Raw genomic sequence first — 22,324 nt, forward strand, 5'->3', positions numbered from 1 at the left:
GACGTGTGGAGCTGACTGATACTAATCGATCGAGGACTTAACCAAAACGAAAAGCGAAGGCTAGGAGCCGGAGCTGGACAAGAACGATACTCGAAATTGCAAGTCCTTCTGAAATACATTATCCAGTTTTGAGGGAACAAAAGTTTTCCTTGCAAAATATTAAAAAGGCATTATAATAATAAATGTCTTGAAAAATTGTCTGGTGGCAATGGCGAGAAGGTCACACCCGTTCCCATGCCGAACACGGAAGTTAAGCTTCTCAGCGCCGATGGTAGTTGGGGGTTTCCCCCTGTGAGAGTAGGACGCCGCCAGGCAGTTATATTATTCCGCAGTAGCTCAGTGGTAGAGCAACGAGCAAAGCTTCTAGAATAAGCTGCGAGTTGTACTCGCCGAACTGCATCTCGAATAATCATTCTGAGGTGAGGACATTCGGCTTAATTGAACTAATTGCCGGTAATAATAATTACTATTCCGCAGTAGCTCAGTGGTAGAGCATTCGGCTGTTAACCGAACGGTCGTAGGTTCGAATCCTACCTGCGGAGCCATATGGAGAGCTGTCCGAGAGGTCGAAGGAGCACGATTGGAAATCGTGTAGACGGTTACCGCTGTCTCAAGGGTTCGAATCCCTTGCTCTCCGCCATATAAATATCCAGGCCCCTTGGTCAAGCGGTTAAGACACCGCCCTTTCACGGCGGTAACACGGGTTCGAATCCCGTAGGGGTCACCATTCGGAGGATTAGCTCAGCTGGGAGAGCATCTGCCTTACAAGCAGAGGGTCGGCGGTTCGATCCCGTCATCCTCCACCATTAATCTTCAATAACATTATCGCGGGGTGGAGCAGTCCGGTAGCTCGTCGGGCTCATAACCCGAAGGTCGCAGGTTCAAATCCTGCCCCCGCAATCTGGTCCCGTGGTGTAGCGGTTAACATGCCTGCCTGTCACGCAGGAGATCGCGGGTTCGATTCCCGTCGGGACCGCCATTTAGTTTTGGCTCAGTAGCTCAGTCGGTAGAGCAAAGGACTGAAAATCCTTGTGTCGGCGGTTCGATTCCGTCCTGAGCCATCATGTGGTTTTGGAAAATCACATTTAATTAAGAAAAGTACCATGTTATAATGGAGGGGTAGCGAAGTGGCTAAACGCGGCGGACTGTAAATCCGCTCCCTCAGGGTTCGGCGGTTCGAATCCGTCCCCCTCCACCATTATTTTAGGGGTATAGTTTAAAGGTAGAACAGAGGTCTCCAAAACCTCCAGTGTGGGTTCGATTCCTACTACCCCTGCCAAACATTATGGCGGTCGTGGCGAAGTGGTTAACGCATCGGATTGTGGCTCCGACACTCGTGGGTTCGATTCCCATCGATCGCCCCATAATGATTCACATTTTTGCAGAAGATGCATAGTATATTAATGGGCTATAGCCAAGCGGTAAGGCAACGGACTTTGACTCCGTCATTCGTAGGTTCGAATCCTGCTAGCCCAGCCATTTTTGCGGAAGTAGTTCAGTGGTAGAATACAACCTTGCCAAGGTTGGGGTCGCGGGTTCGAATCCCGTCTTCCGCTCCATTATAATAAGGCGGCATAGCCAAGTGGTAAGGCAAAGGTCTGCAAAACCTTTATTCACCGGTTCGAATCCGGTTGCCGCCTCCATTTTTACATTAGGCCGGTGTGGCGGAATTGGCAGACGCGCACGACTCAAAATCGTGTTCCGTGAGGAGTGTCGGTTCGACCCCGACCACCGGTATCACAGGCAGCTTGCCAACTGCCATAAAAGCTTTGCACATACGCTGCAAGGCTTTTTTTTGTGCTTTCCGATTCCTTTTAGGCGGAGAGATTCCGGTTAATGTATGTAGCAGGGGCTTAAGAAGCAGAAATAAGCGGATTTATTCCGATTACCTGCTCTATAAAGAGCTAAATGTGCGGATTAAATGCATTTAGGCGGAAAAACCTCCCTTATATTGAGGGCAATATCAAAATTTCCCGGTTTAAGCGAAATTTTTCCGTTTATTTTTTCAGACGCAGTAAAACTAACGTGCCACCGTCACAGGCTGATGAAAGCACCCTATATTTCTTTTACAAAATGCTACATAAAAACCTGTTTCACTTTCAGTTGGCAATTTTTTTATATAGAAAAAAACTATTGATGAATTCTTTTTGTTAACATATATTCTTTATGTATGTGCTTAAGCCAGTGAATCGCTACATAAAGCTTCAATTATAGCCAAGCCTTACTGTCTGGATAAAACAGCGAGGAGATATTAGGGGGAATAATGAAAAAGCGTATATTAGCCAGTTTATTGATAATCATTACAGGAGCACTAGTTTTATCAGGCTGCATTTCATCCGATTCAAGTCCATCCGGGAACAGTTCAAGCAAGAATATGAACAAGGATGAGCTCGTCCTGGCGGTGGGCGGCGAACCGGAAACGGGTTTTGATCCAACGACAGGGTGGGGCCGCTATGGTTCACCTTTGTTCCAAAGCACTCTTTTTAAAAGGAACCAGGAATTAAAAATTGTGGAGGATTTGGCCCAAGGATATCAAATCAGCGATGACGGCAGGGTATGGACGGTCACCCTCCGAAACGATGTCCATTTCTCCGATGGGCAGCAGCTGACGGCAGAAGATGTGGAATTCACTTTTAATACGGCTGCGGACAAGGCTTCGGTTGTGGATCTTTCCATACTTGAAAAGGTGGAAGCGCTTGATGGCACGACAGTTGTTTTCACATTAAAAAAGGCCCAGTCTACTTTTATCCATACTCTGGCTACAACGGGGATTGTCCCAAAGCATGCTTATAATGAGAACTATGCGGAAAATCCGGTTGGTTCGGGGCCTTATCAGCTTGTTCAATGGGATAAGGGCCAGCAGCTTATTATTGAAGCAAATCCAAATTACTATGATAAAAAGCCGTTCTTTCAAAAAGTGACATTCCTGTTTCTGGAGGAAGATGCGGCATTTGCAGCAGCAAAATCGGGAACGGTTGATGTGGCTGCGATACCTCCGTCTTTCAGCACGCAGGAAGTGCCAGGAATGTTTCTGGAGGCAGTAAAAACCGTTGATAACAGGGGGATGGTTTTTCCGTATATTCCGTCAGGAGGCAAAACGGATTCCGGTCTTCCGGTTGGAAATGATGTAACCTCAGACCGTGCGATCCGGCAGGCCATCAATCTCGCCATTGACAGGAAGGCTCTTATTGAGGGTGTGCTTGAAGGCTATGGTTCACCGGCCTATACTTCGGTGGACGGACTGCCGTGGTGGAATCCGGAAACGAAGTTCAGGGATGCCGATATGGAGGGAGCCGGCAAGCTCCTGAAGAAGGCAGGCTGGATAGATACAGATGGGGATGGAATCCTGGAGAAGGACGGGCAGAAAGCCGAGTTTTCCTTGTACTATCCTGCCGGAGACAATATTCGCCAGTCCCTGTCCATTGCGGCAGCGGATATGCTAAAGCCGCTTGGGATCAGCATAATCGTGGAAGGCGGCAGCTGGGACAAGATTGAACAAAACATGCATTCCAGCGCCGTGATGATGGGATGGGGCAGCCATAATCCATATGAAATGTACAATATTTATAGCAGTGAAAACGCAGGTATAGAGTATTATAATACAGGGTTTTATAGGAATGAAAAAGTGGATGAATATTTTAAAGAGGCTCTTTCCGCCACGGATGAAAATGAGGCGAATGAATACTGGAAAGAGTCCCAGTGGGATGGGGAAACCGGGCTAAGCGCGCGTGGAGACGCCCCGTGGGTGTGGCTGGKGAACATCGACCATCTTTACCTTGTTAAAGAAGGACTGGATATTGGGGAACAAAGCATCCACCCACATGGGCATGGCTGGCCGGTAACAGATAACATCACAGAATGGAAATGGGGTGAGTAGGGTGGCCAGGGCAAAGAACCTGGGTCGCTTCCTGCTCTGGAGGTCAATTAGGGCTTTTACCCTGCTGGCCGGAATCAGCATCATTTCCTTTCTTCTTGTCAAGAATTCCCCTATTGATCCAATTCAAGCCTATATAGGGGCGGATATGCTGAATGTAGGCCCCGAGCAGCGGGAAAAAATCGCCCGGCACTGGGGACTTGATGACCCTGTGTTTAAGCAATATGTCAATTGGGCTTCCTCATTGCTGAGCGGTGATCTGGGGACTTCGATGATCTATCGGGAGCCTGTGGCAGAAGTAATCAAGGAAAAGTTTTTTCATTCCATTGTCCTTATGCTTACTGCCTGGGTGTTATCCGGGGTTATTGGATTCGCAATGGGGGTATTCGCCGCTTTTAAAAAAGATACGGCAATAGACAGGATTATCAAATGGTACTGCTATACGTTAGCCTCTACTCCGGCGTTTTGGATGGGACTGCTGATGGTCATGGTTTTTGCTGTCTGGCTGGGATGGTTTCCCGTAGGACTTGGCGTTCCTGCCGGAATTCTTTCGGATGACGTCACATTCATTGACAAAGTCCAACATTTGGTGTTGCCAGCTATTACGCTTAGCATTGTCGGTGTTGCGAACATAGCACTGCACACCCGCCAAAAAATGATTGATGTTCTTGCAAGTGATTATATATTGTTTGCCCGGGCGCGCGGAGAGAGAGGTTTCATCCTCTTCTGGCGGCATGGTCTCCGAAATGTGGCTTTGCCGGCCATCTCCCTTCAATTTGCCGCCTTTAGTGAATTATTTGGCGGCGCCGTCCTGACAGAACAGGTATTTTCCTATCCTGGCCTGGGACAGGCAACGGTGGAGGCAGGCCTGCGGGGAGATGTTCCATTATTGCTGGGGTTGGTATTATTCAGTGCTTTATTTGTTTTTACGGGAAATTTGATTGCGGATCTGATTTATTATGTGGTTGATCCCAGGACGAGGGAGGGGCGGACCTATGATTCTTAGTCCCAAAGGGAAACTCTCTCTGAATCGAAGGCAGCGCACGATTTTGGAAATAGGCGCTGCGTTAGGTTTCATTATGGCAATTGTCATAGGCAGATTTATGCTGGATGAGGGCAGCATTGGCACAAACTTAAGTGAGCGGAATCTTCCTCCTTCTTTCGAGCACTTTTTCGGGACAGACTGGCTTGGGAGGGATATGTTCGCCAGGACCATCATGGGGTTGTCTTTAAGTATGGGTGTGGGCCTGGCTGGAGCTGTTTCCAGTGCGGCCATTGCCTTGTTGCTCGGCCTGGCGGCTGCCACGCTGGGAAAAACGGCGGACATGATCATATCCTGGCTGATTGACTTGTTTTTAAGCGTCCCGCACCTCGTTACCCTTATCCTGATTTCATTTGCACTGGGCGGAGGGTTTAAAGGAATAGTGTTCGGGATTGCTTTGACACATTGGCCAAGCCTTGCCAGGGTCATCAGGGCGGAAGTGATGCAGGTCCGTTCTGCAGACTATGTCCATATCTCAAGAAAAATGGGGAAAACCCGCACCTGGATTGCGATTCATCACATTATTCCCCATTTGATTCCCCAATTCCTTATTGGATTCCTGTTGATGTTCCCTCATGCCATCCTTCATGAGGCAGCTGTTACCTTCCTGGGGCTGGGCCTGTCCCCGCATGAGCCAGCAATTGGGATCATTCTTTCGGAATCAATGAAATACCTGTCTTCCGGGCTATGGTGGCTTGCGTTTTTCCCTGGCTTGAGCCTTCTCCTGGTTGTCCGTTCTTTTGATGCGGCCGGTGAGCGCCTCAGGATGCTAATGGACCCTGCAAGGTTCTGACCAGACTGGAAGACACAAATTAGAGGAGCATGTTATGCCAATTCTTGAAGTTGAAAATTTGTCTGTCACATTCAGCCAATACACCTCGGGCCTTAAGGAGAGGAAAATCAGGGCTATTTCCAATCTGAGTGTTACCCTGGAGCAGGGCGAGGTCCTCGCCGTAGTCGGCGCTAGCGGCTCCGGGAAAAGCCTCCTGGCACATGCCATTCTGGGAATCCTGCCGGCAAATGCAGATACCGCTGGCAATATTAAATATTGCGGCGAGACTCTTACCGCTAAAAGAACGGAGTCTTTGCGCGGCGGGGAGATTGCGCTTGTCCCGCAATCTGTCGGCTATCTGGACCCGCTCATGCGTGTAGGAAACCAAGTCCGGACAGCTGTAAGGAACGGAAAACCTGCCCAGGAACAGCGTAAAGTGTTCAAGCGTTACAAGCTAAAAAGTTTCGTGGAAAAAATGTTTCCATTTGAACTGTCAGGCGGAATGGCGAGAAGGGTCCTGCTCTCCACTGCAATGGTCAGTGGCGCTAAAGTCATCATTGCCGATGAACCGACACCAGGACTCGACCCTGAAGCCTTGAATGAAGCGTTGCTGAACTTAAGGGAGCTTGGAGATCAGGGGTGTGCTGTTATGCTTATTACCCACGACATTGATTCGGCCCTTAGGATTGCTGATAAAATAGCCGTTTTTTATGCAGGCACCACAGTCGAGATTGCTCCCGCCAAGGATTTTACCGGTGATGGGGAGCGTTTGCGGCATCCTTACAGCAAGGCTTTGTGGGGGGCATTGCCGCAGAATGGCTTCACGCCGATTCCCGGTTCACAGCCTCATTCGACGGACCTTCCAAATGGGTGTCTCTTTGCATCAAGGTGTGAAAAAGCAACGAAGGAATGTCACCAGGCGCAGCCCGATTTACGTGAATTGCGCAATGGGAAGGTGAGGTGCATCCATGCAACTTGATGCAACCAACATCGGATTCCGCTATGGAAAATCGCCCTGGCTATTCAAGGGGATAAATTTCTCCATGCAGCCAGGCGAGGTTGTTGGACTTAAAGGCCCAAGTGGCACGGGTAAAACGACTTTGTGCAGAATACTGGCAGGGTACGAGAAGCCATTGGAAGGGAAGGTAACACTGGACGGAAAAGGTCTTTCGGAAACCGGCTACCATCCCGTACAGATGGTCTTTCAGCATCCCGAAAAAGCTGTCAACCCGCGCTGGAAAATGGGTAAAACGCTTAAGGAAGGGGGGCGCCCGGATGAAGACCTTCTTGCCCGGCTCGGAATACAGCAAGAGTGGCTGGAACGCTGGCCAAATGAGCTTTCAGGCGGGGAGCTGCAGCGCTTTTGCGTTGCAAGGGCACTAGGCCCGGGAACGCGCTTCCTGATAGCAGATGAAATGACGACCATGCTTGATGCCATCACCCAGGCCCAAATATGGCAGGCCGTTCTTCACCTCGCTGAAAAACGGAAGATGGGCATCCTGGTTGTCAGCCATGACGCAAAGCTGATGAACAGACTTTGCGATCGAGTAATTGAACTATAAAAAGATCCGCTCCAGGTGAAAGGGAGCGGATTTATTATCCCAACCTTATTCAATTTTCACATGGATTTTCGAAACGGCATTATACCCATAGCCTTTCCGATTCCAGTAGGCTTTGAGAGGCTGGGTTCTCCCGGCTGAATCGGTCGCCTTTGACTGGATTGTGTATTCGCCTTTTTTGTCAGCCTTCCAGTCATAGGACCAGTTCACCCAGGAGTAGGGATGATTGCCGCTTTGGTCTGCATTTGCCTTCACCCAAGTTTCTCCATTATCGAAACTTAGCTGAATGCTGGTGATGTTTTCTTCTCCTGTCCAGGCAATGCCTTCAATTTTATATGTTCCTGTGTCCAGGATGGAATAATCGAGAGGCTGCTGAATTGTAGAGTTTACGTTTAATATAGTTACTGGCCTTTTTCCGATATCATCCCTTTTGCGGGGATAATAGACATAGTCATTTGTCTGGAAGGGTCCCTCAAATGTATTGGAAATCACCTTGATTTTTCGCAGCCATTTTATGGAGGCCATCGCATACCAGCCTGGCACTATGAGCCTGTATGGATATCCATGCTTAAGGGAAAGAGGCTGGTCATTGTATTGGTAGGCAATCAATGTGTCCGGATGCATCGCTTTCTCCAGCGGAAGGCTCCTTTTGAAGGAAATCACTTCATCAATGTCTTCCTTTTTCCCAAAGTCTGCCCCCTCAAAAACGACCTCCTTTCCATTCTGCAGGACACCCGCTCTTTCCAGGATGTATCTTAAGGGCACTCCCGTCCATTTGCCCTGGCTGATGGCACCTTCCTCCCATTGTTCGCCAGGGACCTTAGGAGAGAAATGGGCGCGCTTGTTTCCCGCACATTCAAGAGGAACCAGCAAAGATTTCGCAGGCATGGCCAGCAGGTCATTGAAATGAAGGAAGGCCGGACTTGAAACCAGGCCGCCGATTTGAATCCATAAGCTGGATTGGCTTAGCTCTGGGTAGGAAAAATGGTTGCGCCGGTAAAAGTAATTGGCCGGAGTGCTGAAGCCGCGAAGAAAATGGATGGGTGATTCCAGGTTCTCGGGATGGAGTTTTCTTGTTGTCAGATTAGGGTTGGCCTTTTCCATCTTTTTAAGCTGCACCTCCCTGCTATATTTCTATTAGTAATCTGCTTCTCTAGAACAATAAAAAAGAGAGGAAGGCGGGTCTTTGCTGTATGAATTGAAAAAGATATTATCTTACCCTATATGCTTCGAATCTAAACTTTTTTCGACAAAAAACTACATTTTTATATTGACGAATATAAAAATAGTAGGTATCATAAATTAGGTCAAGGGAATACGACACTATTGAATTGCGGGTGTAGTTTACTGGTAAAACCTCAGCCTTCCAAGCTGATGTAGTGGGTTCGATTCCCATCACCCGCTCCATACATAGCTAACGCAGTATTTCGTTCAAACGAGGAACGAAGTATTGCGTTTTTTTATTAAATGGAAGTCAGTCGTGATTTATCCGGGATACCCTCCCATGAATTTGCAAATAATGCTTTCTAATGGTGGAATTATTAGGATGTTTGGGGTTCAATCTTACGATTAGTACAAGGTTCAAACAACTTTTAGAGGGATTGGCCGAGGTTTTATAATCAAAAATGAGTTATTTTGCTAATGCACCTTGGATATGGGATTTAATGCTGGTAAGCACAGGGATAATGCGCGTACTAGGTTTATAGCCGTGAACTTAATGCGAGTACCAGCATTAAAATGACCCAATCTCGGCGTTTAAACTCAGTACTGGCATTAAATCGAATAAACAAGTAATTGGGTGCCTGACCCCCACCGCGCTAAAGTGTTAACAAACTAAACGGTGCCTGACCCCCACCGCGCTAAAGTGTTAACGAACTAAACGGTGCCTGACCCCCGCCACAGTAAAGTATTAGCGAACTAAACGGTGCCTGCCCCCCCACTTTCGAAGTGGGGGCAGGCACTTTTGGTTTTGGCATTGCTATAAAAATGTGTTTTTGTCACCCAGAATAAAAAACTCGCCGTCCCCGCCATGAATTTGAAGGAACATATTCATCAGTGAGCTTGTTAGTTTTGTGTTTCTTTCCATCCCAAGGGAAGGGCGCAGATAGATGATCTGCAGAGCGTTCCTGGTCTCTTCCGTCACGGCCGTGCGGGTTGAATCAACAAATGGGCTCCCAAACGGGCCGATGCTGTCACAGGAAATGATAAGGTTATGGAGGGAATTTCGCCTCCCGTTCAAACCTTCATATTCCTCGCTCTCGCTCCCGATGCCGATCCGGATACCGCCCTCGAGTTTGTCTGCGTCATAAATGCCGATTGGCACTTCATACTCCAGAGAGAAAAAATTATTCACATCCGTTGCGCTATGTACACTTTGCAAATAGTTTTGCTTCTTGATTCTGCGGTAAAGGGCTTCAGCCGAGTGGCGGTACCTGTTCGGGTCCTTGCCGGCCTTTTTGAAAATCTCGCGCCACTCTCGTATGCCTTCGAAATCGGTAACATTTTTTTCATCCAGCTCGAAAAAAATCGATTCCTGAAACAGCTGCAGCCTTCCTTTTAACATTTGCGGTGAGGGGCCAACTTCTATATTGCGATATTGAATGACGCCAGCCATAAAATCCGGAACACGTGTGCTTAGCTCACTGGAAACCTGAATTTCCATTGTTTCCACCTCCAAAATTGTTATGAATTAGTTTATCATATAACGTATGTGCATTTGAAAATTATTGTCTTTACTATAGATACCAGTAGGGAAAGGAGAGTGCCGGAAATGGATATCCGCCAATTGCAGGAAGATGTCATAGCATACAGCAAAACCATCGGAATCGATAAAATCGGGTTCGCATCGCCTTCGCCATTTACTGAAATGAAATCAAGGCTGCTGCGCCAGCAGGAATTGGGCTACCAATCCGGCTTCGAGGAAAAGGATGTTGAAAAACGGGTCCGGCCCGACCTGATTTTCAATCAGCCTCAATCCATTATTGCCATCGCTGTTGCTTATCCTTCTAAAATGAAAGTCAGGGTAGTTAGCAAAAAAGGCCAAAGACGAGGAATCTTTTGCCGGGCATCCTGGGGAATCGATTATCATCATGTGCTGAGGAATAAGCTGGAAAAGTTGGAGGAGTTTATCTTGTCCAAGGTGCCCGACGCACGGTTCAAGTCCATGGTCGACACGGGCGAGTTGGTGGACCGCGCTGTTGCGGAAAGGGCCGGAATTGGCTGGAGCGGTAAAAACTGCTCCATTCTTACTCCGGAATTCGGTTCCTACGTCTATCTGGGCGAAATGATCACCAACCTCCCTTTTATACCGGATGCTCCGATGGAGGACCAGTGCGGCAGCTGTACAAAATGTCTGGAGGCCTGTCCAACCGGTGCTCTTGTCCAGGGAGGGCAGCTTGACAGCCAGCGCTGCATTGCATTCCTGACTCAGACAAAAGGGTTTCTGCCTGATGAATTTCGTGACAAGCTCGGGAATCGCCTTTATGGCTGCGATTCCTGCCAGACAGCTTGCCCTGTCAATAAAGGAAAGGATTTTCATTTTCATCCGGAAACCGAGCCTGATCCAGAGGTGGCCAAGCCGCTATTAAAACCTATTTTGCATATCAGCAATAAAGGTTTTAAAGAGAAATTCGGTCCCGTCTCTGGTTCGTGGAGAGGCAAGAAGCCCATCCAGCGCAATGCGATTCTTGCCCTTGCCCATTTTAAGGATGATTCAGCTGTGCCTGACCTGATAAAGGTGATGAAGGAAGACCCGCGTCCGGTTATCCGAGGAACCGCAGCGTGGTCACTTGGAAAAATCGGGGGCGACGAAGCAAAAACAGCATTGGAGAACGCACTTGTGCAGGAGAAGGATGAAGATGTACTAGTGGAAATCAAGAAAGGACTGGACTTCTGCAGAGAATCACGGCCAGTCACAAAATAAAAATAGGTTAGTAAGGTCTTTCATGCTTCGGTGGAAGGCCTTTTTTCTTTTTTAAAAGAATAAACGACAATAAAAAATCCCGTTTTAAAGCCGCACTCCTTTCATACATATGTTGGGAAAGGAGAGATGGATGTTGAGGGAACAATTGCAAAAGCGGCTTGAGCAGAGGCTGAAACAATATGTATCGCATACGAGAAGCATCATTAATGATAGCGAAGCAATCGAGAAAAAGAAGGAGAGCTGCGCCAGGCGGGGGGCTGAAATTGTCAGGGCGAAAGCAGAGGGTAAAATCACGGATGAGAAAAAAGGAAATGCAAGCTCAGAGGTATTTTACAGGGTCCATATGAAATATTTGATCAAGCAAAAAGACATCTTCTTCCTTGAAGAAGGAGTAGAACATCGGAAGGCAGAGTTTTACAAAGGGATTCTTGTGGACGATGAAGAGATTATCCTTTTCGGGCAGGAGCAGGAACCGGATTCAGGCCTCGGGGAGACCGGCGGAGATTCCGAAGAGAGAGCACAAAAAGCGAAACAGATCATGTATCGTTATGACCGCCTCAAAGCTGTCCAGTATGCCGAGAGATGGTGGAATGACTACAATCCTGCCTATAAAAAGTTTGATGTGGATTGCACCAACTTTATTTCACAATGCCTGCATGCAGGAGGAGCTCCAATGCGGGGGTACCCTCAAAGGGCCAATGGCTGGTGGATGATGAATTCGAATTGGAGCTTTAGCTGGACGGTGGCCAACTCAATGCGTTTGCACCTGCCCAGTTCAAAAAGCGGGCTAAGGGCCAAGGAAGCAGCAAGTGCAAGCCAGCTGAACCTGGGGGATGTCATTTGTTATGATTTTGAGGGAGATGGAAGGTTTGACCATACAACCATCGTCACCGCGAAGGATGCTAACGGCATGCCGCTTGTGAATGCCCATACGCACAACAGCCGGAATCGCTACTGGGCATATGAAGACTCGACTGCCTACACCCCACGGATAAAATACAAATTCTTGTCCATTGTGGATGACCAATAAAACGGCTTTAACTTGGCGATAGTGGTATAATAACAACTAGAGTTTTGATAGAGGTGAACATTGTGGCATTGCATATTGTACTATACCAGCCCCTTATTCCGGCCAATACAGGGAACATCGCCAGGACCTGTGCAGGAACAGGCACGACACTGCACTTAATTAGGCCGCTGGGCTTTTCTACGGATGATAAAGCGCTCAAGCGGGCCGGGCTTGATTATTGGGAACATGTGAAGGTGGTTTATCATGATTCCCTGGAGGATTTTTTTGCGGACAATGAGGGCGGCGAATTTTTCTATTTGACTAAACATGGAAAACAGCCCCATACTACGTTTGATTACAGCAACAGCGAAAAGGATTATTATTTTATCTTTGGAAAGGAAACAACCGGTCTTCCAATGGAACTGATCCAGGACAACATGGAGCGATGCCTGCGGATTCCAATGAATGATCATATTCGTTCTTTAAACCTGTCCAACACGGCAGCCATTCTCGTCTATGAAGCGCTTCGTCAGCAGGATTATCCGAATTTGCTGTAAAGGAAAAGGGCCTGTGCTGTTACTGGCCCTTTTCTTTTGCAATACATATTAAACTTGAAAGGATGGCTAAAATTGAACCAGGTTATTGAAACACTCTTAAATCATCGATCTGTAAGGGATTTTGAGGACAAACCGTTGACATTGGAGCAGGTTGAAACCATTGTGGCAAGTGCCCAGGCTGCCTCCACTTCAAGTTTTGTACAAGCTTATTCCATTATCGGGGTGACCGACCGGGATAAAAAAGAAAAACTGGCAGAAGTGGTTGGGAATCAGCCTTACGTGGCGAAAAATGGTCATTTTTTTGTTTTTTGCGCGGATTTGCATCGCCACGCGGTCGTTGGCGAAATGGAGAATGTTGATGTAACATCCCCGATTGAAAGTACAGAGAAGTTTATGGTCGCAGTAGTCGATGCTTCCCTGGCAGCCCAGAATGCCGCGGCGGCTGCAGAATCAATGGGCCTGGGCATCTGCTATATAGGGGGAGTCAGGAATAACCTGGAAGCTGTTCAGCAGATTCTTAAAACACCGGACCATGTTTTGCCGGTGTTCGGTATGGCGGTAGGCTATCCTGCCAGCCTGAATGACAGGAAGCCAAGGCTGCCTTTGAGGCATGTTTATATGGAGAACGAATATCAGCAGGATGAGCAGCTATACAAAAAGCAGCTTGAAGAATATAACGAAATTGTTGCCGGATACTATGCAGAAAGAACGGGCGGAAAGCGCCGTGATACATGGACAGGCCAGATGGCTTCCATGTTTGAAAAGAAAGCACGGATGTACATGAAAGAGTTTGTGGCAAAAATAAAGATGAACATCCGCTAAAAAAAAGAAGCTGCCTGCGGGCAGCTTCTTTTCTTTGGTAAACTATTTTTTGTTCATTCCTGGCTTATCATCATAGCCAGCTGTAAAAATGGCCGCCAGAAATGCAACAGAAACACCAATAATCAGTAGCAAATTCATGTTTGGACGCCCCCTTATGTACCTAATTTTACCCATATAAAATTATTATAGCCTAAAGAGGTCCCACTGTGAAGAAAAGGCTTTATTTTTGTCAGCAACGGTGACCTTGTTTTGAGTTGTTTGCATGTTCGATTTCCTCGCTGCATAGAGTATATTAATCGTCTCTTGATAATCGCTAGACAGGGAGGTCCTTATGGATATTTTAAAGAAAATTGAGATGTATCGCGAGGAAGAGGAGAAGCTTAGATGGGAAGGGACGTTCAGGGAATATCTGGAGATCATAAAGGAACAGCCATGGGTCGCTCAATCAGCACATTCGCGGGTTTATAATATGGTCAAAGACGCAGGGATTGAAGAGGTCAAAGGCAAAAAGAAGTACAGCTTCTTTAATTCCCAGCTGTTTGGACTTGAAGAACCTCTTGAGAGGCTTGTTGAAGAATATTTTCATCCTGCAGCGAAAAGGCTGGATGTCCGAAAACGGATTTTGCTGTTGATGGGCCCAGTGAGCGGAGGGAAGTCGACTCTGGTCACGATGCTCAAAAGAGGGCTGGAAGCCTATTCCTTGACAGACAGGGGAGCGATTTATGCCATAAAAGGCTGCCCAATGCACGAAGATCCGCTTCACTTGATTCCGCACCACCTCCGGAAGGACTTTTACGATGAATACGGCATCCGGATTGAAGGGAATCTGTCTCCGCTTAACATGATGAGGCTTGAAGAGGAGTATGGAGGCAGAATTGAGGATGTTATCGTAGAACGGATCTTTTTCTCTGAGGATAAGCGTACCGGCATCGGTACCTTCAGTCCGTCCGACCCTAAATCCCAGGATATTGCCGACTTGACAGGAAGCATCGACTTCTCGACGATTGCGGAGTATGGTTCCGAATCAGATCCGCGTGCCTACCGATTCGATGGGGAACTTAACAAAGCAAACCGGGGGATGATGGAGTTCCAGGAAATGCTCAAATGTGATGAAAAGTTCCTTTGGCATCTCCTGTCGCTGACGCAGGAAGGGAATTTCAAGGCGGGCCGGTTTGCGCTCATCTCAGCAGATGAGCTTATTGTAGCCCACACGAATGAAACGGAGTACCGTTCCTTCATTTCAAATAAAAAGAATGAGGCCCTCCATTCCAGGATTATCGTCATGCCGATTCCTTATAACCTAAAGGTTTCGGATGAAGAGAAGATTTATGACAAAATGATCCGGGAAAGTGATGTGGGCGATGTCCATATCGCCCCGCACACGCTCAGAGTCGCATCCATGTTTACAATCCTGACACGGTTGAAGGAGCCAAAGAAAGGCGATATTGACCTCGTTAAGAAGATGCGCCTTTATGATGGAGAAAATGTGGAAGGGTTCAATGCAGCGGATGTCGAGGAACTGAAAAAGGAATACCAGGATGAAGGCATGAGCGGAATAGACCCGCGCTACGTCATCAACCGGATTTCCTCTACCATTATCAGGAAGGATATGCAATCCATCAATGCTTTGGATGTCCTCCGTTCACTGAAGGAAGGACTTGACCAGCATCCATCCATCACACAGGAGCAGCGTGAAAGGTACCTGAATTTTATTTCCGTAGCAAGGAAAGAGTACGATGATATTGCCAAAAAAGAAGTTCAAAAGGCCTTTGTCTACTCATATGAAGAATCAGCCAAGACCCTTATGGACAATTACCTTGATAATGTTGAGGCCTATTGCAATAAGGCAAAGATGCGAGACCAGCTTACTGGTGAAGAGATTAACCCGGATGAAAAGCTGATGCGTTCGATTGAGGAGCAGATTGGCATTTCGGAAAATGCGAAGAAAGCCTTCCGTGAAGAAATCCTGATCCGCATTTCCGCCTATGCGCGCAAGGGTAAAAGGTTTGACTACAATTCGCATGACCGTCTCAGGGAAGCGATCCAGAAGAAGCTGTTTGCCGACCTGAAGGATGTCGTTAAGATTACAACCTCTACGAAAACGCCGGATGAGACCCAGCTAAAGAAAGTTAATGAAGTCGTTGCGAGATTGATTGACGAGCATGGCTATAACTCTACTTCCGCAAACGAATTGCTTCGCTATGTAGGAAGCTTGTTAAACCGTTAATGAATCACAGGCCTGCCAGTCATTGGCAGGTCCCTTCTGTTTAAAAAGGGTTTGTCCAGGGTATAAAATGGCAAGAGGTGATTACAATGGCGAAGAAAGAATTGCCAAAAAACCATGTACCTGATAACAGTTCAATGGCTGTTAATGAAGAAGAAGTCAAAAATCTGGGCAAGCAAATGGAGCACCGCCGGACAGGGGAAGTGCTAAAAGAGGATTACGATAAGATGCCAGATCCAGTTCAATATCAAGAGAAGCAAAAATAACTTCGCGGGCGGCCGCGGAGTTATTTTTTGCTGCTTTTATAACCATTCGGTCATAAAGCAGGTGAAAACAGCTATAAAAAATAGGCTTGTCCAATGCTAAAATATGAAGAGGAATTGTCTAAATTATTTGTAAATTATTTTCGTTCTCTGCATAAGATAGAGTAATCACATTCCTAATCTTTTGTATTCCGCATTATAGTATGAAACGACAGTGAATTGTGTGCAAGGGAAGCGCAAAAAACCTTGGTTATCTCTCAGGCACCAAGGCAAAAGGCGTTTGACCCATTTAAAATTGAACAGGAGGGGTTTAAAATGACCGAAGAAAACAGCGGCCAGTTTGTGATTTCCCAGGAAGATTGGTCCCTCCACCGTAAAGGCCATGATGACCAGCAAAGACATCAGGAGAAAGTCCAGGAAGCAATCAAAAACAATCTTCCTGACCTGATTACTGAAGAGAGCATCGTGATGTCGAACGGCAGGGAGGTTGTAAAGATTCCAATCCGTTCTCTTGATGAATATAAGATCCGTTACAACTATGATAAAAATAAACATGTCGGTCAGGGGAAAGGAGACAGCAAGGTTGGCGATGTTGTAGCCAGAGATGGTTCCGGGCAGCCGGCACCTGGGAAAGGCCAGGGAGCAGGGGACCAGGCTGGCGAGGATTATTATGAAGCAGAAGTCTCCATGTTGGAGCTTGAGGAAGCACTGTTTAAGCAGCTGGAGCTGCCGAACCTGCAGCGAAAGCAGAACCAGGAACATACCGTTGAACACATTGAGTTCAATGACATCCGCAAAACAGGGCTAATGGGCAATATTGATAAGAAGAGGACCATGATGTCTGCCTATAAACGAAATGCGATGACAGGCAAGCCGAGCTTCCACCCTATCTATAAGGAAGACTTAAAGTTCAAAACCTGGAATGAAGTGATCAAACCAGATTCAAAAGCAGTTGTCCTCGCCATGATGGATACGAGCGGGAGTATGGGCCTTTGGGAAAAGTATATGGCACGAAGCTTCTTTTTCTGGATGACCAGGTTCCTGCGGTCCAAATACGAAACAGTTGAAATTGAATTCATTGCCCACCACACCGAGGCAAAAGTTGTTTCCGAGGAAGACTTTTTCTCGAAAGGGGAAAGCGGCGGAACGATTTGTTCATCCGCCTACCGTAAATCGCTGGAATTGATCAATACGAAATACGACCCGCAAAAGTTCAACATTTATCCGTTCCACTTCTCGGATGGAGATAACCTGACGTCCGATAACGCCCGCTGCGTCAAGCTTGTTGAAGAACTGATGAAAGTGTCCAATATGTTCGGCTACGGTGAAGTAAATCAGTACAACCGCCATTCAACCCTAATGTCCGCGTATAAAAACGTCAAAGACGAGAAGTTCCGCTATTATATCCTCAAGCAAAAAGCCGATGTCTTCCATGCCATGAAGAGCTTCTTCAAAAAGGAACAAGAAGATAAAATGTTTGCATGAACTAAAACAAAACTCGACAGGGAAGGATTGCCTGTCGAGTTTTAAGCATTTATGAGGCCATTTTTACGATAGCCATGACGGTTCTGTCATTTGAGGGTCTTGACTCCTGGTGTTTCTTATAGTAAATTTATCTCGAATTAAAAATAAATTACTTAAAGATAAAAGATTATATATTCTGCCAAGACCTAGTCAATGATTGGAGGAACCATTCATGTATAAAATTCCCGGTCATCATCATATTTCAATGATTACCAAAAACGTAAGCCAAAATAATCGTTTTTATCGGGATGTGCTTGGTTTGCGCCGTGTGAAAATAACCGTGAACCAGGATGATCCATCGATGTATCACTTGTTTTACGGAGATAAAACAGGCAGCCCAGGTACGGAACTATCATTTTTTGAAATTCCCCTAGTTGGCCATACACACCGTGGTACAAATGCCATTACAAAAATTGGTTTACTTGTACCGTCAGAAGCAAGCTTATTGTATTGGAAAGCACGTTTTGAGGAATACGGTGTAAAGCATGGTGAGGTTACAACGTATGCCAATCATCCGGCCTTACACTTTGAGGATCCTGAAGGTTTGCGACTGGTCCTTCTCGTTTCAAATGGTGCAAAGGTAGAACACTGGGAAACTTGGGGAAAATCAGAGGTTCCGGCCGAGCATCAAATTCAAGGAATGGGTTCTGTCGAAATGACGGTACGCAGGCTTGATAAACTAGCAAGCACACTTACCGGCATGTTTGGCTATACAGAGGTCAGCCGAAGTGATGACGAAGCGATTTTCCAATCGATCAGTGGTGAGGTCTTTGGAGAAATCATCGTGAAATATTTGGATGGTCCCTCTGAAAAACCAGGCCGTGGCAGTATCCACCATTTAGCCATCCGTGTAAAAAATGATACAGAGCTCAGCTTTTGGGATGAACAAGTTCGAGCGCGCGGTTTCCATTCATCCGGCATAGTGGATCGTTTCTATTTTAAGAGCCTATATTTCCGTGAATCAAACGGGATCCTGTTTGAAATTGCGACAGATGGACCTGGGTTTACCGCCGATGGAGATGATCTCGAAACACTTGGTGAAAAATTAGTTTTACCTCCATTTTTAGAAGACCGCAGAGGTGAAATTGAAGAAAAACTCAAGCCTATTGAGGAGTATTAATAAACGTATTTGTAAAAAAAATCGACAGGCCCATAAGGTCTGTCGATTTTTTGCGTCTTTCAGAGCAGGGGACAATGAGGCTTATCATGAAGATGGGAAGGATTTATTATGTCGAGACCACTCAAATTGCGCTCTTAGCTGCATAAGAAGTCTTTTTCTTGCTGTTAACAGAAATGACTACAGTAATTAATGACAGGGTGATTAAAATTCCGCCAGCAAATGGATTTACTTCCACAGACAGTGTATCGACGATTCCGGCTCCAATAACCGAACCTCCAGCAACGCCCAAATGAAGCGCAGAATTATTCAAACTCTGCTGGATCTCCGAGGATTCAGGCGCTGACTCAATCAAATAAGATTGCATTGCCGGCGAAATTGCCCAACTGAGAATCCCCCATGCGATAATAATGATGAAAAATATCGGAAAGAAGCCGGTTGTATATGGCAATATAAAGAATAGGGAGCTAAAAATGGCTAGGGCAATAACCATTGTCTTCCTTGTGCCCAATAAATCTGCCATTACACCGCCAATTCCTCCGCCAAATACAGCAGCAAAACCAAAAATTAAATAAATGAGGCTTACCCAATTGCCATTAAAGGCCGTGGTTGCTTCTAAATAGGGTTTAAAATAGGAATACATAATAGAATGACCTGTCATATACAGGAATGTTGTCGTCAATCCGAGTGTGATTTTTGGATTTTTAAATGCGGCAAGCTGATGCCTCAACGGAATTTGCGATTTTGGTTCTATCCGCCCCATAAAAGCATGAACGCCAATAATGGATAATGCCGTCATTATAGTTATAAGAACGAATGGTGCCCGCCAGCCAAAGCTGTTTCCTATGATAAGCCCAAGCGGCACCCCTAAAACCAGTGAAGCGCTCACCCCCATGGAGACAATTCCAATGGCCCTGCCTTTATACTGATCTCCTGCAAGGCTGGGAGCCATCACTAAGCATAGGATGATCAGCAGCGCTCCGCTTAAAGCCAATATAATTCTTCCTATAAACAAAACAGAAAAAGTAGGTGAAAACACGGTTACGATACAACCAATGAAAAATACGTACAAGCAGCCTAAAGTTAGTGCTTTCCTTTCTATTTTTGCTGTTATGACTAACAAAATTGGGGATGCCACAGCAAAAATCAAAGCGAAAATAGTAATCAGCAAACCGGCTTGCCCAATACTGACATTTAAATCCTCTGCAATCAGGTCTAATATGCCGCTGATGATCAGTTCAACACTACCGACCACAAATGCTATGACCATTAAAAAATATATACGTTTATCCATGTTTTTTCTTCCTTCCAAATAATATCCCAATTGGCTTGCTGACTTATTTAAATAAGAATAAAAGATTAATATAACACAATAGGGAAGTGTAAAAATAGAGATAAAGCAAAAACCATTTTTGGATAAAAACAGAAGATGACTGGAATTCTCCAGTCATTTATCTTTCTATAAATTAATTTCGCATAACAGTAATATTTAAATCAGAGTCATGAGTGCCCCGCCAACCGCTCCGGTGGCCACGATCACCCAAGGCGGAAGCTTCCAATAAACCAGCATGCTAAACAAAACAGCTGCAAACGCAAAGTCGATGGGCGCTAAAATGGTGCTAGTCCATATCGGATGGTAGAAAGCGGAAATGAGAATTCCGACAACGGCGGCATTCACTCCCATCAATGCGCCTTTGACTTTAGGGTTTTTCCGTAAGGCATCCCAGAAAGGAAGGGTTCCAAGTACGAGCAGGAACGCAGGCAGGAAAATGCCGATTGTAGCCAGAAGGCCCCCTTGCCATCCATTGATAACAGCGCCAAGGTAGGCAGCAAAAGTAAACAATGGCCCTGGTACGGCCTGTGCGGCACCGTATCCAGCTAAAAAGGCTTCTTCGCTTAACCATCCCGTAGGAACAAATTCCCTCTCAAGTAAAGGCAAGACGACATGGCCCCCGCCGAACACTAAGGAACCAGAGCGGTAAAAACTGTCAAACATTGCAATCCAGTTTAATGAAGTCACCTCTCTCATGAACGGCAGGAGAATAAGCAACCCAAAAAAGAGAGACAGGCATATAGCTCCTAATCGTCGGGAAACAGGAAACTGTAAATGCGCCTCCTCGGATTCCGAATGCTGTTTATAAACAAGATATCCTATAAAGGCTGACACTAATATGACACCAACTTGAGTAAAGGCGGTTTGCCAAAGCAGTGTCACAATCAAGGCAAACAGCGCAAGGGCTTTTCGGTTAAGGTCCGGAGTCAGTTTTTGGGCCATCCCCAATATCGCGTGGGCAACGACAGCCACCGCCACGATTTTCAATCCGTGAATCCAGCCGGCGTCTCCCACATCCAGCCCTTGGAGTATCAGTGCAAAGATAATTAGTGCCAACACGGACGGGAGGGTAAATCCAATAAAGGAAACAATCCCGCCAATAACTCCTGCCCTCATGACTCCAATGCCGATGCCGACTTGGCTGCTCGCCGGACCCGGGAGGAATTGGCATAGTGCGACTAAATCCGCATAAGTCTTTTCGTCCAGCCACTTTCTCCTTTGCACATATTCATTATGGAAGTAACCCAAGTGGGCAACTGGCCCTCCAAAAGAAGTCAGGCCAAGTCTCGTTGAAACGATCAGGATTTCTAAAAGAGACTTGAAACCTCTACTCTCACTATTTTTTTTCATCTTCTTCCCCTTTCTGTCAGTCCCGAATTTCCTTAAAAAGTTCGTAAGCTTTGTTCCTTGCTTCAATCAGAATGACGTTCCCTTTTTCTGTGGCCGTATAATACTTTCTGATTTTTCCTTCCACATTTTTTTCTTCTTTTACAAGGAGTCCATCAGCCTCCATGGTGTGAAGGATAGGATAAAGAGTGCCTGCACTGATGTTGTAGCCATGCTCTCTCAGTTCTTCAAGCATCCATGCTCCATAAATGGGATCCTCTTTTGCATGGTGCAGAATGTGAATTTGAATGAATCCAAGGAATAACTTTCTGAGCACCTTCTCCTCCAAATTTCCTCCTCCATTTCACGTTCATACTATTGTAACCAGATATTATGTCCCGATATCGAAAATCAATATCGAATTTCGATATCGGGAATCCATTACCATACTAATATTATTCGCCAATTGATGCAAGTACATTTACATATTCTTAATAATGCAAATTGATTAGGCTAACTCCCCGGACTTCTATGGCACTTTCATCTTAAGTGGAATTAATATACATTGCGTAGCCGCGTATGACCATGGTATATTAATTTGGCTGCTAAGCCAGCAAAGGTATGCGACTCAAAAAAATAATTGACGAGTCATGGGAAAAGTATTATTATTTAAAAGCAGCTCAATCGAGGTTATCATTTTTTTGAAAAAATGATTGACACGAAAGAGAGCGCCTGATATACTATAAAAGTTGTCGCTGAAACAGGCGGCGAATTGCTCTTTGAAAACTAAACAAACAAGCGTCAACAAACAATAATATCGTGTTTCTTCTATATAATAGAGATTCACGAGCCAACGTTTTATTTTATGAGCTAATCACTCACTTCTTATTGGAGAGTTTGATCCTGGCTCAGGACGAACGCTGGCGGCGTGCCTAATACATGCAAGTCGAGCGGACTTGAGGGAGCTTGCTCCCGACGGT

At 46.1% G+C, this 22,324-nt stretch carries 18 protein-coding genes, 15 tRNA genes and 1 rRNA gene; 29 read left to right on the plus strand and 5 right to left on the minus strand.

The genetic code is table 11. From position 1 onward, the window contains the following. The first annotated feature begins 198 nt into the window (after positions 1 to 198). The 20 genes from rrf to ADU22_RS08275 all read left to right on the plus strand — a co-directional run bounded on the left by rrf (position 199) and on the right by ADU22_RS08275 (position 7,250). Positions 199 to 314: ribosomal RNA gene (gene rrf / locus ADU22_RS08180) — 5S ribosomal RNA — on the plus strand. 156 nt (positions 315 to 470) lie between these two features. Beyond that, a tRNA-Asn gene (locus tag ADU22_RS08185) sits at positions 471 to 545 on the plus strand. 3 nt (positions 546 to 548) lie between these two features. Next, positions 549 to 640, plus strand: a tRNA-Ser gene (locus tag ADU22_RS08190). Between the two features lie 12 nt (positions 641 to 652). Next, a tRNA-Glu gene (locus tag ADU22_RS08195) sits at positions 653 to 727 on the plus strand. A 3-nt stretch (positions 728 to 730) separates the two neighbouring features. Continuing rightward, a tRNA-Val gene (locus ADU22_RS08200) sits at positions 731 to 806 on the plus strand. A 20-nt stretch (positions 807 to 826) separates the two neighbouring features. Continuing rightward, positions 827 to 900 (plus strand) — tRNA-Met (locus tag ADU22_RS08205). A 3-nt stretch (positions 901 to 903) separates the two neighbouring features. Next, positions 904 to 979: transfer RNA gene (locus ADU22_RS08210), tRNA-Asp, on the plus strand. Positions 980 to 988: 9 nt separating this feature from the next. After that, positions 989 to 1,061 (plus strand) — tRNA-Phe (locus tag ADU22_RS08215). Positions 1,062 to 1,113: 52 nt separating this feature from the next. Further along, positions 1,114 to 1,198: transfer RNA gene (locus ADU22_RS08220), tRNA-Tyr, on the plus strand. 7 nt (positions 1,199 to 1,205) lie between these two features. Continuing rightward, positions 1,206 to 1,279, plus strand: a tRNA-Trp gene (locus ADU22_RS08225). A gap of 9 nt (positions 1,280 to 1,288) precedes the next feature. Beyond that, positions 1,289 to 1,364 (plus strand) — tRNA-His (locus ADU22_RS08230). 40 nt (positions 1,365 to 1,404) lie between these two features. Further along, positions 1,405 to 1,479: transfer RNA gene (locus ADU22_RS08235), tRNA-Gln, on the plus strand. A gap of 5 nt (positions 1,480 to 1,484) precedes the next feature. Then, positions 1,485 to 1,559: transfer RNA gene (locus tag ADU22_RS08240), tRNA-Gly, on the plus strand. 9 nt (positions 1,560 to 1,568) lie between these two features. Next, positions 1,569 to 1,643: transfer RNA gene (locus tag ADU22_RS08245), tRNA-Cys, on the plus strand. A 12-nt stretch (positions 1,644 to 1,655) separates the two neighbouring features. Beyond that, a tRNA-Leu gene (locus ADU22_RS08250) sits at positions 1,656 to 1,737 on the plus strand. 526 nt (positions 1,738 to 2,263) lie between these two features. Further along, positions 2,264 to 3,877 (plus strand): ABC transporter substrate-binding protein, encoded by a 1,614-nt coding sequence (locus tag ADU22_RS08255; protein WP_053361721.1) that lies wholly within the window; start codon positions 2,264 to 2,266, stop codon positions 3,875 to 3,877. Between the two features lies 1 nt (position 3,878). Continuing rightward, positions 3,879 to 4,880 carry an ABC transporter permease gene (locus ADU22_RS08260; protein WP_053361722.1) on the plus strand — a complete coding sequence of 334 codons (1,002 nt, stop codon included), beginning with the start codon at positions 3,879 to 3,881 and terminating at the stop codon, positions 4,878 to 4,880. Next, a complete protein-coding gene (locus tag ADU22_RS08265) occupies positions 4,870 to 5,709 on the plus strand; it encodes an ABC transporter permease (RefSeq protein WP_053361723.1) in 840 nt (279 codons plus the stop codon). The genes ADU22_RS08260 and ADU22_RS08265 overlap by 11 nt, the downstream gene beginning before the upstream one ends. A 34-nt stretch (positions 5,710 to 5,743) precedes the next feature. Next, complete coding sequence (locus ADU22_RS08270; protein WP_053361724.1) at positions 5,744 to 6,667, plus strand: ABC transporter ATP-binding protein; 924 nt, start codon at positions 5,744 to 5,746, stop codon at positions 6,665 to 6,667. Beyond that, positions 6,657 to 7,250, plus strand: coding sequence for an ABC transporter ATP-binding protein (locus ADU22_RS08275; RefSeq protein WP_053361725.1), 594 nt, complete (start codon positions 6,657 to 6,659; stop codon positions 7,248 to 7,250). The genes ADU22_RS08270 and ADU22_RS08275 overlap by 11 nt, the downstream gene beginning before the upstream one ends. A 45-nt stretch (positions 7,251 to 7,295) precedes the next feature. Here the strand turns inward: ADU22_RS08275 and ADU22_RS08280 are convergent, their stop codons facing one another. Beyond that, positions 7,296 to 8,351 (minus strand): sulfite oxidase, encoded by a 1,056-nt coding sequence (locus ADU22_RS08280; RefSeq protein ID WP_053361726.1) that lies wholly within the window; start codon positions 8,349 to 8,351, stop codon positions 7,296 to 7,298. A 229-nt stretch (positions 8,352 to 8,580) separates the two neighbouring features. Between ADU22_RS08280 and ADU22_RS08285 the strand changes: the two genes are divergently transcribed. Beyond that, positions 8,581 to 8,654: transfer RNA gene (locus tag ADU22_RS08285), tRNA-Gly, on the plus strand. Between the two features lie 571 nt (positions 8,655 to 9,225). Here the strand turns inward: ADU22_RS08285 and ADU22_RS08290 are convergent. Continuing rightward, the gene (locus tag ADU22_RS08290; RefSeq protein ID WP_053361727.1) at positions 9,226 to 9,909 is read right to left on the minus strand and encodes a B3/B4 domain-containing protein; all 684 of its coding nucleotides are present in this window, start codon (positions 9,907 to 9,909) and stop codon (positions 9,226 to 9,228) included. A 108-nt stretch (positions 9,910 to 10,017) separates the two neighbouring features. Here ADU22_RS08290 and queG point away from each other — a divergent pair, with 108 nt between their 5' ends. From queG to ADU22_RS08325, 8 genes are all read left to right on the plus strand, one after another. Further along, positions 10,018 to 11,169 carry a tRNA epoxyqueuosine(34) reductase QueG gene (gene queG, locus ADU22_RS08295; protein WP_053361728.1) on the plus strand — a complete coding sequence of 384 codons (1,152 nt, stop codon included), beginning with the start codon at positions 10,018 to 10,020 and terminating at the stop codon, positions 11,167 to 11,169. Between the two features lie 133 nt (positions 11,170 to 11,302). Further along, positions 11,303 to 12,199: an amidase domain-containing protein gene (locus tag ADU22_RS08300; protein WP_053364503.1), complete on the plus strand. Its 897-nt coding sequence runs from the start codon at positions 11,303 to 11,305 to the stop codon at positions 12,197 to 12,199. Between the two features lie 53 nt (positions 12,200 to 12,252). Further along, a complete protein-coding gene (gene trmL, locus ADU22_RS08305; protein ID WP_197280034.1) occupies positions 12,253 to 12,735 on the plus strand; it encodes a tRNA (uridine(34)/cytosine(34)/5-carboxymethylaminomethyluridine(34)-2'-O)-methyltransferase TrmL in 483 nt (160 codons plus the stop codon). A 72-nt stretch (positions 12,736 to 12,807) separates the two neighbouring features. Beyond that, the gene (gene nfsA / locus ADU22_RS08310) at positions 12,808 to 13,557 is read left to right on the plus strand and encodes an oxygen-insensitive NADPH nitroreductase (RefSeq protein ID WP_053361730.1); all 750 of its coding nucleotides are present in this window, start codon (positions 12,808 to 12,810) and stop codon (positions 13,555 to 13,557) included. A 331-nt stretch (positions 13,558 to 13,888) separates the two neighbouring features. Then, the gene (locus ADU22_RS08315; RefSeq protein WP_046526032.1) at positions 13,889 to 15,784 is read left to right on the plus strand and encodes a PrkA family serine protein kinase; all 1,896 of its coding nucleotides are present in this window, start codon (positions 13,889 to 13,891) and stop codon (positions 15,782 to 15,784) included. 86 nt (positions 15,785 to 15,870) lie between these two features. After that, complete coding sequence (locus tag ADU22_RS24925; protein WP_197280035.1) at positions 15,871 to 16,047, plus strand: hypothetical protein; 177 nt, start codon at positions 15,871 to 15,873, stop codon at positions 16,045 to 16,047. A gap of 312 nt (positions 16,048 to 16,359) precedes the next feature. Further along, complete coding sequence (yhbH, locus tag ADU22_RS08320; RefSeq protein WP_053361731.1) at positions 16,360 to 17,529, plus strand: sporulation protein YhbH; 1,170 nt, start codon at positions 16,360 to 16,362, stop codon at positions 17,527 to 17,529. Positions 17,530 to 17,740: 211 nt separating this feature from the next. Continuing rightward, positions 17,741 to 18,688 (plus strand): ring-cleaving dioxygenase, encoded by a 948-nt coding sequence (locus ADU22_RS08325; RefSeq protein ID WP_053361732.1) that lies wholly within the window; start codon positions 17,741 to 17,743, stop codon positions 18,686 to 18,688. Positions 18,689 to 18,809: 121 nt separating this feature from the next. Here the strand turns inward: ADU22_RS08325 and ADU22_RS08330 are convergent, their stop codons facing one another. The 3 genes from ADU22_RS08330 to ADU22_RS08340 all read right to left on the minus strand — a co-directional run bounded on the left by ADU22_RS08330 (position 18,810) and on the right by ADU22_RS08340 (position 21,693). Beyond that, complete coding sequence (locus ADU22_RS08330; RefSeq protein WP_053361733.1) at positions 18,810 to 19,979, minus strand: MFS transporter; 1,170 nt, start codon at positions 19,977 to 19,979, stop codon at positions 18,810 to 18,812. Positions 19,980 to 20,174: 195 nt separating this feature from the next. Continuing rightward, the gene (locus tag ADU22_RS08335) at positions 20,175 to 21,368 is read right to left on the minus strand and encodes a chromate transporter (protein WP_053361734.1); all 1,194 of its coding nucleotides are present in this window, start codon (positions 21,366 to 21,368) and stop codon (positions 20,175 to 20,177) included. A 16-nt stretch (positions 21,369 to 21,384) separates the two neighbouring features. After that, the gene (locus ADU22_RS08340; RefSeq protein ID WP_053361735.1) at positions 21,385 to 21,693 is read right to left on the minus strand and encodes a PadR family transcriptional regulator; all 309 of its coding nucleotides are present in this window, start codon (positions 21,691 to 21,693) and stop codon (positions 21,385 to 21,387) included. Positions 21,694 to 22,324 lie beyond the last annotated feature (631 nt).

This window comes from Bacillus sp. FJAT-27251, from assembly GCF_001273925.1.
Lineage (GTDB): Bacteria > Bacillota > Bacilli > Bacillales > Cytobacillaceae > Mesobacillus_B.